The 17,074-nt window shown below is 55.0% G+C and carries 9 protein-coding genes; 7 read left to right on the top strand and 2 right to left on the bottom strand.

All coding sequences use genetic code 11. From position 1 onward, the window contains the following. Positions 1-583: 583 nt before the first annotated feature. Positions 584-1,846, top strand: coding sequence for an Lpg1974 family pore-forming outer membrane protein (locus tag F1728_RS22620; protein WP_155365969.1), 1,263 nt, complete (start codon positions 584-586; stop codon positions 1,844-1,846). Positions 1,847-1,942: 96 nt separating this feature from the next. Here F1728_RS22620 and F1728_RS22615 read toward each other — a convergent pair whose 3' ends face one another. Further along, positions 1,943-5,002 carry a PVC-type heme-binding CxxCH protein gene (locus F1728_RS22615; RefSeq protein ID WP_155365968.1) on the bottom strand — a complete coding sequence of 1,020 codons (3,060 nt, stop codon included), beginning with the start codon at positions 5,000-5,002 and terminating at the stop codon, positions 1,943-1,945. Between the two features lie 290 nt (positions 5,003-5,292). Further along, positions 5,293-6,891 carry a glutamine-hydrolyzing GMP synthase gene (gene guaA, locus F1728_RS22610; protein ID WP_194242474.1) on the bottom strand — a complete coding sequence of 533 codons (1,599 nt, stop codon included), beginning with the start codon at positions 6,889-6,891 and terminating at the stop codon, positions 5,293-5,295. Between the two features lie 524 nt (positions 6,892-7,415). Here guaA and F1728_RS22605 point away from each other — a divergent pair. The 6 genes from F1728_RS22605 (at position 7,416) to F1728_RS22580 (ending at position 17,071) form a co-directional block, all read left to right on the top strand. After that, positions 7,416-8,378: a hypothetical protein gene (locus F1728_RS22605; RefSeq protein WP_145042613.1), complete on the top strand. Its 963-nt coding sequence runs from the start codon at positions 7,416-7,418 to the stop codon at positions 8,376-8,378. Positions 8,379-8,536: 158 nt separating this feature from the next. Next, a complete protein-coding gene (locus F1728_RS22600) occupies positions 8,537-9,307 on the top strand; it encodes an HpcH/HpaI aldolase family protein (RefSeq protein ID WP_145042615.1) in 771 nt (256 codons plus the stop codon). Positions 9,308-9,414: 107 nt separating this feature from the next. Beyond that, complete coding sequence (locus F1728_RS22595; protein WP_145442220.1) at positions 9,415-10,779, top strand: DUF1501 domain-containing protein; 1,365 nt, start codon at positions 9,415-9,417, stop codon at positions 10,777-10,779. Positions 10,780-10,976: 197 nt separating this feature from the next. Further along, positions 10,977-14,324: a PSD1 and planctomycete cytochrome C domain-containing protein gene (locus tag F1728_RS22590; protein ID WP_155365967.1), complete on the top strand. Its 3,348-nt coding sequence runs from the start codon at positions 10,977-10,979 to the stop codon at positions 14,322-14,324. 19 nt (positions 14,325-14,343) lie between these two features. Then, entirely contained in the window at positions 14,344-15,753 is a 1,410-nt protein-coding gene (locus F1728_RS22585) for a DUF1501 domain-containing protein (protein WP_155365966.1), read from the top strand. A 46-nt stretch (positions 15,754-15,799) separates the two neighbouring features. Continuing rightward, on the top strand, positions 15,800-17,071 hold the full coding sequence (locus tag F1728_RS22580) for a PQQ-like beta-propeller repeat protein (RefSeq protein WP_155365965.1): 1,272 nt from the start codon (positions 15,800-15,802) through the stop codon (positions 17,069-17,071). The last annotated feature ends 3 nt before the right edge of the window (positions 17,072-17,074 follow it).

Below are 17,074 nucleotides of genomic sequence, written 5' to 3'. Positions count from 1 at the left end.
TGTCAAAGAAATTTGCACAAAATAGGTAAAATATAATTGGTGGATTCCACTTATAACAATCATGACAGCGTCCAAAATCGGGGTTTGAGGCAGGATTGCAGACCGCTTATTTGAAACAAACGGCACAACCGGCCTGCTGCCAGGAGCTGGAATCTACACCATACAGACGAGTGTCCTGAATAAAACTAACCAGTATTCACTTTGTCTCGCCACCATTTCTTAATTTTTTCCATTATCACAAACCGATTGATATAAAGGTTTTAGCCCCACGAGATTTTTGACAGCCTGGCAATTTGGGAAGTTTGTAATGACAGGCAAAAGTATACATTTGAAACTTTCTTCGCGAAAAATCGTACTGTTTTTTCAAGATATACCGTTTTTAATGGTCTTCGTGGCAATGCTGAGCCGATCAATTATGACAACGGGTTGTCTACATAGCCCCGGTTGCTGCTGTACTTACGCACAAAAAATACTCTGAGATCACAATTTCGTGTTTTGTCGGAGCGGTTAGTTTTTAATTAGCATCTTTCAGTCAGCCTGAACCAGAACCATCAGGACTGAACTGAAATGGAGAGATTAAGCTATGAGAACGAACGGATTCGTTGGCTTGATAATTGCGGGAATCTGCTGCATATCTTCACCATCCCTGTTTGCGCAGGCAGATTACCCGGTCGAACCATCTAATGAATCTGAAGGGGTCTTCAGAATATCCAATACTTCAGACTACCAGTATGAAGAATATGAGCCGGCCGCCGTCGATGCCGTCTCGTTTGCCCCTTCCTCTCCACGGACCTCCGATCTGTCACCGATCGCCATGCCCGAAGGCGGTGCCATGGTTTCGAGTGACTACTACGGGGGTGGCGAATACTATACCCCCGCTGAAGGTGAATATTACGGTCCCGTAGAACAATACAGCCAGGGCGACTGGATCGAAGATCCTTACCTGGAAGAAGGTTCCTACGAACGTCTGGGGCTCGTCTTCGGTGCTGCTGCTGTCTTCCTGAAGCCAGGCTTCGACACAGATACAGCTTTCACCACGGAAGATCAGACCGGACCTGCCACCATTACAACATCCAATGACTTCGGATACAGCTACCAGACAGCTCCCCGTATCAACCTGGGACTGATCGACAACGAAGGCCTCAGTGCCCAGGTTCGCTGGTTCCAGCTGGAAGATAACTCTGGTGCCAGTGCCATTGCCGGCAACAACTTTACCTTCTTCAACGGTCTGCCGACCAAGACTGCCATCGGTGGTCTGCGAGCCGGTGGTCAGGCTGGTGACTTCGTCGTCGCTGCCAGCCAGATGAAACTGTACACAATCGATGTCGATCTGAGCCAGGAACTGAACTTCGAACGCTGGCAAACCACATTCGGTGGTGGTTACCGTCATGCATCGGTCAGCCAGGCTTACCAGGCCTACGGTACCGCCAGTGGTGCCGCAGTCGCTTCAGATGTAGGACATCGCTTCGACGGTAACGGTATCGTCGTCTTCGGTGAAGCACGTCGTCCCCTCGGATTATGGGATCGTCGTACCAAAGGAACTTCCAGCCTCTCGCTGATCTCCAGTGCCAAATACTCGGCTCTGTGGGGTAAATCGAAATACTCCGCCGTGGACACCAACCCCGGTCCGGTTAATGCCATTGCTCAGACCAGTGAAAACAAATCTCTGAGCATCGCTGAAATCCAGGTTGGTATGCAGGCTGACTTCGTTCTGCAGACCGGTGCTCTGGTCTGGGTGCGTGCCGCCTGGGATGGTATCTGGTGGAACGGTGCCGGTTCAGCTGCTTCTGAATCAGGCGACCTGAGCCTGCTCGGTGGTTCAATCAGCCTCGGGATGGACTGGTAAACCACTCCCACTTTCGTAAGACAACAGTCAAACAGCCCCGCCAGATCAATCTGACGGGGCTGTTTTCGTTAACATTATCTGTTCTGCAAGGCTCTGCTACTTCTTCTCAGCAGGTGCTTCCAGAGTCTTGATAAATTTCAGCAGATCAGCCATCTGTTGCGGAGTGATCTCTTTTTCCAGACCATTCGGCATTAGTGATACACCATTGGACAGCAGGGTATCGATATTGTTCCGCAGAATAATATCTTCCTTGCCTTCCGCACGACGAATCGTGTAGCTGGTGGCTGTTTCCGCGGCGATAATCCCCGTGAACAGTTTCCCCTGCTCGGTCACAACCGTGTAGGTGTTATAGTTCGACTGGGCTTCCCGACTCGGATCCAGAATGGCGATCAACAGGTCGTGATCGGACTTGTTCTTGGTCGTTGCCATGTTTGGTCCAACGTTATGCCCCATGTCCCCTACCTTGTGGCAGCCGGCACAGTTCTTCTTATAGATCGCCAGACCACGCTCGGCATCCCCGTCCATTTCCAGGGCAGGTTCGTAACTCTTCACGATTTTAGCACGGTCGCTGTTTACATCGCTGCCCAGTACCTTCTGAGCCTGCTTGCGAATCGTCTTATTGGGGTGATTCATCAGCAGGTCCTTCTTGTCGCGGGCAATCTCGTTCAGCCTGACCTGCTTGTTCTGAATCGCCTTCAGCAGACTGTCGATCCGCCCCGTAGAACCCAGCAGGGCATCAATGACTTCGATCCGTACAGCCGGGCTGAAACCAGACCAGTTGGCCAGTAGAGCATCACTCACGTCTTCGTGCTCCATCCGTGACAAAGCCTCAACTGCTGCCAGCTGAATTTTGGGAGAAGACCGTGGATTCAGGACTTCGGAAAGCACTTCACCGCCGGCACTGAAATCAAAGAATCCCAGCAGTCGCACGGCAGCGACCCGATCGGCAACAGGCTTCTCTTCGTCTTCTGCGATCGCAACAGCATCTTCGACCATCTTGTCGAAGCGTGCTTTCACAGCCGGGTCGAGCTGCTTGTCTTTGATCAGGGTTGCCAGCGAAGCACCACGACGTCCCAGACCTTCACCCAGAGCTCCCAGCACCAGCTGTTTCTGAGCCAGGGGTACGGAATCATCGGAGACATATTCCAGCACTGCTACTGCATCTGCAGTCTCTTTTTTCGCCCCTGCAATTCGCAGCAACTCTGTTACCAGAGACTGCTTACTGCCAGAGGGATTGTTCTTGGCCGCTTTGAGGAAGTTGACCGCCAGAGGACCAGCAATGTCCGCGGAAGAGGTCAGAACTGCCACCTGCATATCACCATCGTAGACCGGTGAATTGACCAGTTTTGTCAGACCGGTAATCGCGGTCTGTTTGTCGAATTCTCCCAGTGAGAATGCCAGTTGTAACTGCACCCGGTATTCCGGATCGTCCACCAGCGCCAGTACGGCTTCCGCCAGTTGCGGGTTTTCCTGAGCCTGTTTTTCAGACAGACGAATTGCATGCTCACGGATGCCTGGCTCCGGATCTTTCAGGGCCGTCAACAACAGCTCAGCGTCCAGAGCGTTCAGCCCGTCCAGCGTCCACAATGCATGCAGACGTGCCAGTGGCTTGTCAGAGGTCTTGAACAGTTTCACCAGGTGCGGAACGGCTGCTTTATCCTGACGCTCCCAGATCAGCCGCTGCGCGGTTTCCCGGTTCCAGCTGTTGGGAGATTCCATCTGCAGCACCAGCTGATCGACGGGCAGCTTACCCAGTTTCTGAACGGGGAAGACCTTACCATTGGGTCCCAGCAGACGATAAATGCGGCCGCGATCGTGTCCGCTTTCCAGGTCGAGATGCCGTTTGATATCTTCAGGAATCGAGAACGGATGCTCGATGGTTTCGCGGTACATGTCCAGTACCCACAGCGTTCCATCCGGAGCGTTGACAAAGTTCACAGGACGGAACCAGTTATCCGGAGAGGTCACAAATTCAGTATTTTCATCCGCACGGGAAGCGACATAAGTGGCGCCTTGAGAGCCCATCGTCTTGCGGTGAATCAGGTTGCCGCCCACATCACCGATAAAAGCATTCCCCTGATATTTTTCCGGATACGCGCCACCCCGGTAAATAGTTACCCCTGTCGCCGAGGTGAAGAAACCGGTTGCCACCAGTTCGGTCGGAGACAGACGTTTGCGGAAATTCGGATCGGCGGCCCGACGGGCGGTCCGCACAACACGATAAGGTTCCGGAGGGCTCTGGCGATAAACGGGAGCAGCCGCCCCTTTGCGGGCAGCGGTACGCAGCACGCCCGGGACAGCCAGATAGGCATTCCGCTTCAGGTAATGACTCGGATAGACGACGTGCTGAATGTGGTTGCTGTTACTGCAGACAAACCGGTTGCCCCAGTCGTCCATGGAGTGGCCGAACTGAGATCCACCAGACACCGGCTCCAGTTCCTGAGTTTTCGGATTGAGTTTCAGGTCACGACGACCGGCGGGAATGACTTCTTTCCCATCTTTCAGGATCGAACCGCCATTGGTTCCCCCGGCGAAATAGATGTGGTTGTCCAGGCTCCATTTCATGTTGTTGGCCAGTCCCTGAACGTTGTTGGTCCGCAGGCCGGTGAAGATGGTCTTGCGGATATCCGCTTTGTTGTCTCCGTCGGTATCTTTGAAATAGTAGATATTCGGCGGCGCGATCACATACACGCCTCCGTCATAACAGCAGACGGAAGTCGGCCAGGTGATCTTGTCGGCGAAGACAAAGCTTTTGTCCATTTTGCCGTCACCAGTGGTATCTTTCAGCAGTCGAATTACACCCGCTTCCTTTCTGACGGGGCGATCGAAATAATCGGGAACCTGATCCGGCAGATAAGGATAGCCCCGCATTTCTGCAACGAACATCTGTCCGTTTTCATCAAAGCAGGCATCGACCGGGTCCATGACATCCGGTTCCGCAGCCACGAGGTCCAGTTTGAAATCGTGCTCCAGCTTGAACCCGTTCAAACTGTCTTTAGGAGTGGTGGCGGGAATCCGCTTCAGGCGTTTGGAGAGATCTCCTTCGTCGGCCAGGGGCTTCTGTGCCGTCGCCGCGGAATAAAAGCCGCCCGCCGCCAGTACCAGACCGGAACAACAGACCGCTGCCAGATAGAACATGTTTCTCTTGGAAACCATAAATTCGACTTTCTCTGTCAGAAATGCGTTAAGTGGGACTCAGGCATTCCGAGGCGTAAACAGACCGGGAAACAGGCAGGGGTTCCCCGAGCTTCAACAGGTTCAACACCAGTCAGACTGCCAGGCGCGATAAATTATAAAGAACATTAACGAATGTATTCTACCTTACCCGGATTGACTGGGAAATCAAGTCCAGTTCGCGCGAAAAGTAGAAGGCGAGCGCTTGCAGCTTCGATTATTACGCCTGACTTAAACCTGCCGACAGAGAGAAATGGCAGGGAATCGGGAAATTATTCCCATTCAATTGTGCTGGGTGGCTTGGAGCTGATGTCATACACGACCCGGTTGATCCCCCGTACGTTGTTGGTGATCCGGGTCGACATCCGTTCCAGCACTTCGTGAGGCAGCGGAGACCAGTTCGCTGTCATGAAATCGTCCGTCTCGACGGCACGAATCGCAGCGACATCTTCGTAGGTCCGGCCATCTCCCATCACGCCCACAGAACGAATCGGCAGAAGCACTGCGAAAGCCTGCTTGGTCTTGCGATAGAGATTCGCCTTGTGCAGTTCTTCGATCACAATCACATCAGCTTCACGCAGAACCTTGAGACGTTCTTCGGTCACTTCACCCAGGCAGCGAACCGCCAGTCCGGGACCGGGGAAGGGATGGCGGTAGATCAGTTCGTCAGGCAGGCCCAGTTCGTGCCCCATCTGACGGACTTCGTCCTTGAACAGTTCCCGCAGCGGCTCGATCAGCTCAAAGCCCAGTTTTTCAGGCAGTCCGCCGACGTTATGGTGCAATTTGATAGTTGCTGCCTGGCCGTCCTTATTGGCCCCTGACTCAATCACGTCGGGATACAATGTTCCCTGAGCCAGGAAGTGGGCGTTTTTGATCGACTTGGCTTCCTCCTGGAAGACTTCGATAAACAGGCGGCCGATGATCTTACGTTTTTCCTGGGGATCGACCACACCTTTGAGTTCCGAGAGGAACAGATCTTTCGCATCCACCACGTGCAGGTCGGTTTTGAAGTGCTCACCAAAGCGATGTTCGACTTCATCTGCTTCCCCTTTTCGGAGCAGACCGTTATCGACGAAAATACAGGAAAGCTGCGATCCGATGGCCCGGTACAACAATGCGGCAACGACGGAGGAATCAACGCCCCCCGACAGACCGCAGATCACCTGTTTGTCTCCGACGCGGGCCCGGATGTTTTCGATTTCCTGCTCGATCAGGTTCGAGATCTTCCAGGTCCCCTGACAGCCACACACTTTCTGTACGAAATTCGAAAGCAGCATCCCCCCGAATTCGGTATGTGTCACTTCCGGGTGGAACTGCAAACCGTATAAAGGTTTGTCGTGATGCTTGACCGCAGCAAACTGACAGGTTTCGGTCGAGGCCAGCGAATCGAAGTGCTCACTCAGATTCTGTACCTGGTCGCCGTGGCTCATCCAGGCGATGAATTCGGTGGGTACGCCGGAAAAGAGATTCTTATGATCGCTGACCGTACAAGGCGTCCGACCAAATTCGCGGGACTCTCCGCCCCGTACTTCACACCCCTGCGAGGCACAGACCAGCTGCATACCGTAGCAAATTCCCAGAATCGGAATACCCAGGTCAAAGATCGCCGGATCGGGCTGCGGAGCCCCTTCGCCATACACGCTGGCAGGACCGCCCGAAAGAATAATCCCCTTTGGATTCAGTTCTTTAATCCGTTCTGCAGACAGATCAGCTCGTGTCAGCAGACTGAAAACATTCTGTTCACGTACACGCCGCGTAATCAGCTGAGCGGTCTGGGATCCGAAATCCAGAACCAGAATCAACTCTTCCTGACGGGTATTCAGTAAACTCTGAGAGGGAGCATCCAGCTCGGAGACATGGGATTCAGTCATTACGTTCTCTGATAGGGCAATCGGTGATAGAAAGGGCATCAGCGGCCGGGGCGCTCAAGGCCTCTGCTGCGTTCCACTGTTCTCAGATTCAGTCCCCACGTCTCGAAAGAGAGGAGGGCTGAAAAGCAAGCCGCCATCTTAGCGATTCACCCCGCGAAATCCAATTCTGCACAGGCCTTTCCAGTCAGGAAAGCAGGAATCTTTGCAGACCAGTCAAAATAAGAAAGATACAAAAGATGTAGGTTTACCAGCCCCGGTTTTCAGCGATTTCCCGACCCCCAGATCGAGTACATAATTCCCGCAAAGATCATGCTCAAGGGAACTTACAGCAAAACTAACAGATCGGAACCCTTTGAATCATTTCTATCGATCTGTCCGATAATTCCAGTAATCCGACTCCTGAGGGAAAATCCCGTTTGACGGAATGAGCCAGTGCACAGGGGTCCTGATCGATTTCTTCCAAGCCTCAGGGAATCGGAACCGTTTCCACTCCTTCAAACAAATATTGCCAGGAATAGATAATCATGCTTCTCCAATGGAATCGTTTTTTCACCAGACACTGTCTGGCTCTGGTCGCAGGGACCTCAATGCTCATGGCAGGAGCCGAATTACAGGCACAGGTCATCCCCGGCACAGGGACTCGTATCGATGGTTCCTGGGACGACTTCGAAGATGAATCCTGGGAATACGTGCCCAATCTGCCGAAAAGCAGTACCAACGTCGACAAACAGACCCGCTACCCGCTGGGCCAGTCGACCAACGGCGTCTGGACGGAAAGTGCCAAGCGCGGCCAGATGGATGTCATTCAACGCGTCCCAACTCCCGCTGGCGGTCTGCCCGGTAGCAAAGGGGCACTGCTGCTGAAAACTCTGCATACCGGCGTTCCCGGTCATGGCAGCCGGAGCAGCAACCAGGATGACCTGATCATGAACGGAACTATGGTTTCTGTCGGTTTATCCCCCAGTGTGATCACTCGCGTTTATCTGCCCCCCTTCGAAGAATGGGAAGACAAAACCGGTACTTCATTTGGCTTCCGTGCTGCTGTAAAAGCCCCCATGAAGTCCAGCACTCCCAGCCGTCGTCGCTTCTTCCGCACAATCGGTTCTTCAACCAAAATTGAAACCATTTACCTCGGGATGTTCATTCAGTTCAACAGCAAGACCGACTCAGCCAGCGGTGAAGATTCCGCTGTATTCGTAGTTCGTGCTGATACCAGCGGCCAGGACTTCATTGGTCCCGAAATCAAACAGACCGGCTGGTGGACACTGGGTATGTCCTTCACTCCAGACGGACGGGTTCACTACTACGCCAGCCCGGGCGTCGATCCACTGACACCGGCTGACCGCTTTGCTTCACATGCTCCCTACGGCACTCGGATCCAGTCCTTCCACACGGCGTTCTTCAACGTCTGTAACCAGGACAACGGTCGTACCTGGTCGACCGAGTGGATCATCGACGACCCCGCCATGTACTATCTGGCTCGCTGAGAACTTAGTCCGGTAAGACGAAATAATAACTGATTTCAACGACGGCATACTCTCGTGAGGGTATGCCGTCGTCTGTTTTATACGTATCATGGGTGCTGGCGCTGACTTCTGTCAGTCGCGGTTTCGACCGTTGACCATCTATTGCAGGACCCTCTGAGATGTTTGAAAACAAGATCAAAACACTGCTTTCCCAGGGTGAAGTCGCACTGGGAGTCGGCATGCCCGATGCTTCGGAAATTCTCGCAAAGCTCTCCGTCGACACAGGAGTCGATTTCCTCTGGATCGATCTGGAGCACCGTCCCTACAGCGTCAACGAAGTCAAACACCTCCCGATCATCGCCCGCCGCGCCGGCTGTATGCCGATGATCCGTGTCCCCGGTCTCGATCCGATCTACTTCAAGAAAGCGCTCGATATCGGCGCAAACACGATCATGGTCCCGCAGATCAATAATGCGGAAGAAGCCCGCCTGGCTGTCCAATACGCCAAGTATCCACCCGAAGGAACCCGGGGCGTCTCTCCCGACTGGACCATGTTCATGGACTTCTCCTTCGATGACTACCTGCCACATGCGAATGAAGAAACCGCCATCGTTGCGCAGATCGAATCTCCCGAGGGGATCGAAAACATTGAAGAAATCGCGGCCGTCGACGGCATTGATGTGATTTTCGCCGGCCCGATGGACCTCTCTGCTTCACTGGGTGTCATCGGTCAGATTCAACATCCCGACCTGCTCAAACTGCTTGCCGAGATCCCCGCGCGGGCAGCCAAGGCAAATAAACCCGCCGGCATCACCTTCGCCGACCTCGACCGCTGCCGCGAAGCGATCGACCAGGGTTATCGATTCGTCAATATCGGCTCAATCGCCAGCCTGGGTGGAATCGGCATCCGCGCCGTCCTGCCCGAACTTCGCGAGCGGGTTCGAAAATAATCTTCGGACTCCTCTGGAACACATAAACAGCATTTGATACAATCTGGTCCTTGCCCCGTTTCCGACTATGGCACTCCTGCCTTCACCACACCGGGAGAGACATCAAGATGCTGACACTGCTGGGAAAAGACCAGGCACGCGGTTCCTTTTGCGATCGTTTATCCAGGCGCAACTTTCTGCAGATCGGCAGTCTCGGGCTGTCCGGCCTGACACTTCCTCGCCTGCTGCAGGCCGAATCCCAGTCTGAGAAACCGAAACGTCAGAAGTCGGTCATCATGATTTACCTGGTCGGCGGACCGCCCCACCAGGATATGATCGACCTCAAACCAGAGGCCCCCAAAGAAATCGCCGGCCCCTGGCGTCCCATCGCCACCAATGTTCCCGGCATTGAAATCTGTGAAGCGTTTCCCCGCATGGCCCGGATGATGGATAAAATGGTCCTCGTCCGTTCCATCGTCGGCTCCCAGAGCGGACATGACGCCATCCAGTGCTTCAACGGACACAACCCCCGCAAGCTGACTCCCCAGGGAGGCTGGCCTCAGTTCGGTTCGACTGTCGCCAAGATCCAGGGACCTTATGTTGAATCTGCGCCCCCCTTCATCAGTCTCTGCTATCCCTGCACCCACGGACCTTACAACGAACCCGGTCCCGGCTTCCTGGGACTTTCGGAGTCTCCTTTCCGTCCCATGGGCCCGACGCGACACGACATGGTGCTCAACGGCATCTCTCTGGAACGTCTCGCTGATCGCAAACAACTGCTGCAGAGCATCGATAACTTCAAACGCGAAGCTGATGCCTCAGGCATGATGACCGGCCTCGACACCTTTACCGAACAGGCAATGGGCGTTCTCACCTCTTCCCAGTTGGCGGAAGCGCTGGACCTGTCACAGGAAGATCCGGAAACCGTCAAACGATACGGCACGGGAGATCCCACCGTCTTTATCGACAGCAACGGTGCACCGCGTGTGCCACAAAGTATGCTGGTAGCCCGCCGCCTGATCGAAGCTGGCGCCCGCGTTGTGACACTCAATTACAGTAAATGGGACTGGCACGGCGGCAAGAATAACTCCATCTTCAAACGCGAAGCAGAAGACTTCCCCATCTTCGATCAATGCGTGAGTGCCCTGCTCGAAGACCTGCACCAGCGCGGGTTGTCTGATGACTGCACCGTTGCCATCTGGGGCGAATTCGGACGGACTCCCAAAATCAGTACGCAGGTCGGCCGTGATCACTGGCCACGCGTCAATTCCGCCATCCTGTTCGGCGGCGGGATGCAAACCGGTCAGGTGATTGGCGCCACCGATCGCCTGGGAGGCGAAGCCGTCGACCGCCCGGTCACGTTCCCCGAGCTGTTTGCCACTCTGTATCACAATCTGGGTATCGACACAGAGCATACCACGCTCCTCGATTTCAGCGGCCGACCGCAGTACCTGGTCGAAGATCACGCCCGACCACTGCCTGAACTCATCTGAGGACTGGCCCGGGAAACCGGCTCTCTTTGCTCACGAGCCCGATTAAAACTTGAATCGCCGCATCAAAACGCGTTAATATAAGACGTAGCGGCGACTTCTGTCGCTCCCTCCTGAATTCGGTGCTGCGTATGAATTTCGTGGCGCCCGCTGGCCTCAGCTGAATCAACACCAGAACTCCGACCAGGAACTCCGCGAGCATGAAGCAACTTTTTCGAATTACCTTTGCCTGCCTGCTGCTGGTCTGCCTCGCCTGTTTCTCGACTTCCGCAGAAGAACCAACCACCAACGCCACGAAGAAACCACAGTTCTCTCCCGAACAGCTGGAGTTCTTCGAAAAATCAATTCGCCCCCTGCTCGCCGAACATTGTTATGAATGCCACAGTGGGCAGGCCAAACGCCTTGAAGGGGGACTGCGCCTCGATTCGCGTGCTCTGGTGATGAAGGGAGGCGACTCAGGTTCTTCGATTCAACTCAAAACGCCCCACGACAGCCTGCTGCTGGAAGCGGTGCGTTATGAATCCTTTGAAATGCCCCCCAACACTCGATTGAAACAGGCACAGATCGACGCGCTGACCCGCTGGGTTGAAATGGGCCTCCCCTGGCCCGAAGAGAAAGCCCCTGAAGATAACACACAGACTGAAGCCTTCGATCTTCAGCAGCGCCGCCAGACACACTGGGCCTGGAAAGACCTGAAGCCAGTCCCTCTTCCTGCCGTTCGAAATCAGGGCTGGTCCGCTCATCCCGTCGATCATTTCATCCTAGCCGGCCTGGAAGCAAAGGAACTCGCCCCCGCCGCGGCTGCCGATAAACGGACTCTGCTCCGGAGACTCTACTTCGACCTGATCGGCCTGCCCCCGACTCCCGCGCAGATTGATGAATACCTGAATGACAAATCTCCCAATGCAACCGCGAAAGTAGTCGATCAGCTGCTCGCGTCCCCGCACTTTGGGGAACGCTGGGCCCGTCACTGGCTCGACCTGATGCGTTATGCTGAATCCCGGGGCCACGAGTTCGATAACGACGCCCCCAACGCCTGGCAGTACCGCGACTATGTGATCCGGGCTCTGAATTCCGATCTGCCCTACGATCAATTTGTCACGGAACATATCGCCGGCGACCTGTTACCCGAACCACGTCTGAACCCGGAGAGTGGTTTCAACGAATCGGTCCTTGCGACCGCCTTCTGGTTCCTGGGCGAATGGGTGCACTCTCCGGTCGATATCCGCAAAGACGAAACCGATCGCTTCGACAATGCCATTGATGTCATGACCAAATCTTTCCTGGGCATGACCGTGGCCTGTGCCCGCTGTCACGATCATAAATTCGATGCAATCTCCACCCGTGACTATTACGCTCTCTACGGCTATCTGCAGAGCAGCAATTATCACCAGGTCCGCTTTGAGTCGATGGAGCACAATCGTTCCATCGCCGCGAAGGCAGAACAGTTACATCAACGTCAACAGGCGCTGCTCAAAGTGAAACTCAAAGCCGCATTTCAGGACGAAGTCCAGAACTTCTCCCGTTATTACGAGAGTGCATCCGAACTGGTCCGGCAGACAAAGTCTCCCGAAAGCGAACAACTGCTGCAGTCAAAAGCTGAAAAACAGGAGCTCAACCCGGCGATCCTCAAACGCTGGGTCGCTTTCCTGCAGAACAACAAAACCGCGGAAGAGGAACTGAAGGCCGCCATCATGCTGGAGGCGGGCGTCCCCGCTTCATTGGCTCCCGCCAGTCCCTTTGGACCGGGCAAACCGGAATCACCCGAGCGGACTATCGTCAATTATGACACCTGTTCGCCGGAAGACTTCATCGTTGACGGCTTCACCTTTGGACTGGCACCGCGTCCCCGGGGAACGCTGCTGCTCGATCCCGACAGCAAAGCACTGTCGCTCAAAGTTCAGACTGAAGGTGCCGCGATCCGCGATCCCCTCTGGAACAATCTGGAAGACGTAAAAACGCCACAGATGATCCAGAAAAACAGACTGCGTTCTTATCCCCGTGCCGGCCGGACACTCCGGACTCCCACGTTCGAAGTCAAAGGTTCCGTCGCGTACCGCGTCAAGGGTTCCTGTTGGGTCTATGCCTGTGTTGATTCACACCGCCTGCTCTTTGGTCCCCTGCACGGGTCCACTCTGAAAAAAGTTGACGCTGACAAGGCCGGTAAGCCTTTGTGGGTCTTCCATGATCTCTCCCGCTATAACGGACATCGCGTGCACCTCGAGTTCACGCCCATCGGCAAAGAGCCACTCGAAGTCTATCAGGTCAAATATGCAGCCAAGTTCCCTGAGCCCGATCTGACCTCGATCAGTCTCCAGACGCCCCAGGTGCAACAGGCCTTCACAGACGCGTTTCAGGAATTCTGTGACACGACGGACAAACCTTCTTCTCAGACGACTGCATTGATCAACTGGATTCTCGCCCATCCCGATCTGTTCTCCGATCCGGAAGATTCCGACAGGAAAGCCCTGCAGCAGTCGATCCGCGATTATCAGTCCGAGCGCGATCAACTGCAGAAACGGATTCAAAACAAATCCCGCACCGCGATGGCCATCATGGATGGCAGTGCTGAGAACGACCACGTCCTGATTCGGGGCAGCCACCAGAATCAGGGCCCTGTTGTGGAACGTCGCTTCCTGGAAGCCCTCGAAGGAACCAGTCCCCAGGTTACCGGCAGCGGACGTCTGGAACTGGCCCGGGAAATCAACGATCCCGCCAATCCGCTGACACACCGCGTGATTGTCAACCGCATCTGGGCACATCTGTTTGGACGGGGAATCGTCCCCAGTGTCGATAACTTCGGCGTTTTGGGCGAGCGTCCTTCGCATCCGGAACTGCTCGACTTCCTGGCACTGAAATTCCTGGAGCAGGACCGTTCGATCAAACAGATGATCAAGTACCTGGTCCTCTCGAAAACTTACCAGCAGGCCAGTCAGACATCCCTGGATGTCGCCGAGATCGATCCGGACAATGTTCTGCTTTACAAAATGCCGCTGAAGCGACTCGAAGGTGAAGCGATCCGCGACGCCCTGCTCAGTATCTCGGGAAGACTGCAACCTGAACTGTTCGGCCCCTCGGTTCCCATCCATCTCACGAAGTTCATGGATGGACGCGGCAAGCCACCGGTTAACGGCCCCCTGGATGGAGACGGCAGACGTTCCATCTATATCCAGGTCCGTCGTAATTTTCTCTCGCCGATGATGCTCGCTTATGATACTCCCAGCCCCTTCAGCACGATGGGCCGCCGCAACGTCTCCAACGTTCCCGCTCAGGCTCTGATCATGATGAACGATCCGTTCGTGATTCAGCAGGCTCGCCTCTGGGGAGAACATATCACCAAGAATCCCAAATTGACATCAGATCAGGAACGTATCCGCTGGATGTATGAATCGGCCCTGGGGCGCCCACCGGCGCAGGCCGAGTTACAGGCCGCGGAGCAGTTCCTGCAGGCTCAGAGAACGACAAACCCGGCAGCACAACCCGCAGAAACCTGGGGGGAGCTGGGACATGTCATCTTTAATCTCAAAGAATTTATCTACGTCTTCTAATATCAGGAAAGTCGGCAGCATGCATTGTGGCCAATTTCGATACCAGTTCACTCGCCGTCAAATGCTCCAGCAGTGCGCGAACGGCTTCGGCGCCGCCGCCCTGACGGCCCTGCTGCAGGACCGCGCGTTCTCCGGAGTGACAGCGGAGAGAACCCACTTTCCAGCCAAAGCGAAAAACGTCATCTTCCTCTATATGGACGGCGGACCTTCGCAGGTCGACACCTTCGACCCCAAACCAATGCTTTCCAAATACAATGGGAAAAGCCCGGGCGATTTTTTCAAAGTCGAAGACACCCAGTTCGACAACGTCGGTAAAGTGCTGGAGAGTCCCTGGAAATTCAAACCCTACGGCGAAAGCGGGATTCCCGTCAGCGATCTCTTCCCGCAGGTCGGTTCCTGTATCGATGACATCGCCGTCATTCGCTCAGTCGTCTCTAACTTTCCCGAGCATACCTTCGCCAATTACTTCCTGCACACGGGCAGTGGTCTGCAGGGGCGTCCCAGTATGGGTGCCTGGGTCAACTACGGTCTGGGCAGTGAATGCCAGAACCTGCCCGGCTTTGTGGTCATCAACGGCGGACTGATTCCTCCCGGCGGTCTCGACTGCTTCAACAGCGGTTTTCTCCCCGCCAGCTTCCAGGGCTCAGTCTTCAAGCCGGGAGGCAGCGGTATTGCCAACGTGGAACGCCAGGAAAAGACCAGCCGCACCCAGGTGGAAAAACTCAAACTGATGCAGCAGCTGGACCGGTTCAAACAACAGGTGACCGGCAGGCACGACGAAATTGACTCCGCGATCTCCAATTATGAACTCGCCTACAAAATGCAGATGGCGATTCCCGATCTGATGTCGTTCGAAAGTGAAAGCAAGCCGACACTTGAACTCTACGGATTCAACGAGGAATACGAGCCCACGCGCACTTTCGCAGCCGAGTGTCTGCTCGCACGCCGGCTGGTCGAGCGAGGCGTGCGGTTCGTCGAACTGACCTGCCCCAACGTCAAGGGCGACCGCTGGGATCAGCACAGCAATCTGAAACTCCATCACGCCAACAATGCCCGGGCGGTCGACCAGCCCATCGCGGGGCTGCTCAAAGATCTCAAACAGCGCGGGCTGCTCGATTCCACGCTGGTCATCTGGGGAGGTGAGTTCGGTCGCACCCCCTTTGCCCAGGGAACCAACGGTCGCGATCACAATCCATTCGGTTTTACCATGTGGATGGCCGGCGGAGGCGTCAAAGGGGGCACCACATACGGAACGACCGATGAATGGGGTTATAAAGTTGTCGAAAATCGCGTTGAGATCCATGACATTCATGCCACGATGCTGCACCTGCTCGGACTGGATCATACCAGATCCACGTTCCGCTTCGGTGGACGGGACATGCGTCTGACTGACGTCCATGGACACGTCGTGCACGATGTCATTGCCTGAGAGTGTTGCAACAATCTAATCTGTATCCGTTTCGAAAGGCACTCCGATGAAACAGTTCCTGCGCCCGTTCTGTTCAATCCTGGTTCTACTCTGTGTGGCTCTCTCAGTGGCATCTGCCGAGGACTGGCCCGCCTTTCGTGGTCCCCAGGGAAATGGTATTTCACAGGAAACGGGTGTCCCCCTCAAATGGAGTCAGACCGAGAGCATCCTCTGGAAAGTGCCCCTGCCTGCAGCGGGTAACAGCAGCCCCATCGTCTCCAACGGACGCGTATTCATTACCTGTGCCGAGAATGAGGGTCGCCAGCGGAGCCTTTACTGTTTTGACCGCAAGAACGGCAAGCAGCTCTGGATGCGGACCGTCAACTTTGACAAGGTGAAGCCCACCCACAAAACCAATAATTACTGCGGTTCGACTCCCGTCGCGAATGGCAAACGTGTCGTGGTCTGGCACAGCTCAGCCGGTCTGTACTGTTACGACTTTGACGGCAACGAGGTCTGGCACCGCGATCTGGGTGAGTTCGATCACATGTGGGGCTACGGTGTCTCTCCGGTCCTGCATGAAGGAAAAATCATTCTGCACTGTGGTCCCGGGAAGCGGGTCTTCATGACCGCCGTCGATCTGGAGAGTGGCAAAACGATCTGGGAAACCGATGAACCGGTCGAAAATAACGGCGAGCGAAATAACGATCGCAAATACATGGGTTCCTGGAGCACTCCTGTGATTGCCCGCATTAACGATCGCAGCCTGGTCATCTGCAGCATGTCACTCCGCGTGAACGCCTATGATCCTGAAACGGGTGACATCGTCTGGAGCTGTTACGGACTCCGGGGACAGAAAGGGGACTTATGCTATACCTCTCCCGTGCTGGCAGATCAGATCTGCGTCGCCATGGGTGGCTTCAACGGCCCCGCGATCGGCTTCCGCATGCAGGGGACGGGTGACATTACTGAGTCCGCTCGACTCTGGCGTAAGGAACCGAATCCGCAACGCATCTCCACAGGCGTGTTTACTGCAGGCCACATCTTCATGGCCAACGCCGGACCGAATATTGTGCAATGCATCAATCCGCAAACCGGCGAGATCGTCTGGCAGGAACGTTCCGGTGGTGCCGCCTGCTGGGGATCTCTGATCCTGGCTGACGGTCACCTGTTCATCACCGACCAACAGGGAACAACGCATGTCTTCAAGCCGAACACGGAACGCTTTGAAACGGTCGCTCAGAACAAACTGGGCGAACGCAGTAATTCCACACCCGCGTTCTCAGACGGGCAGATCTTCATCCGTACGTTCCAGCATCTGTATTGTATCGGCAACTGAAGC

The organism is Gimesia benthica (assembly GCF_009720525.1).
Classification (GTDB): domain Bacteria; phylum Planctomycetota; class Planctomycetia; order Planctomycetales; family Planctomycetaceae; genus Gimesia; species Gimesia benthica.
Note: the sequence above shows the minus strand (reverse complement) of the source record. Positions and strands in the feature narration are given on the sequence as shown.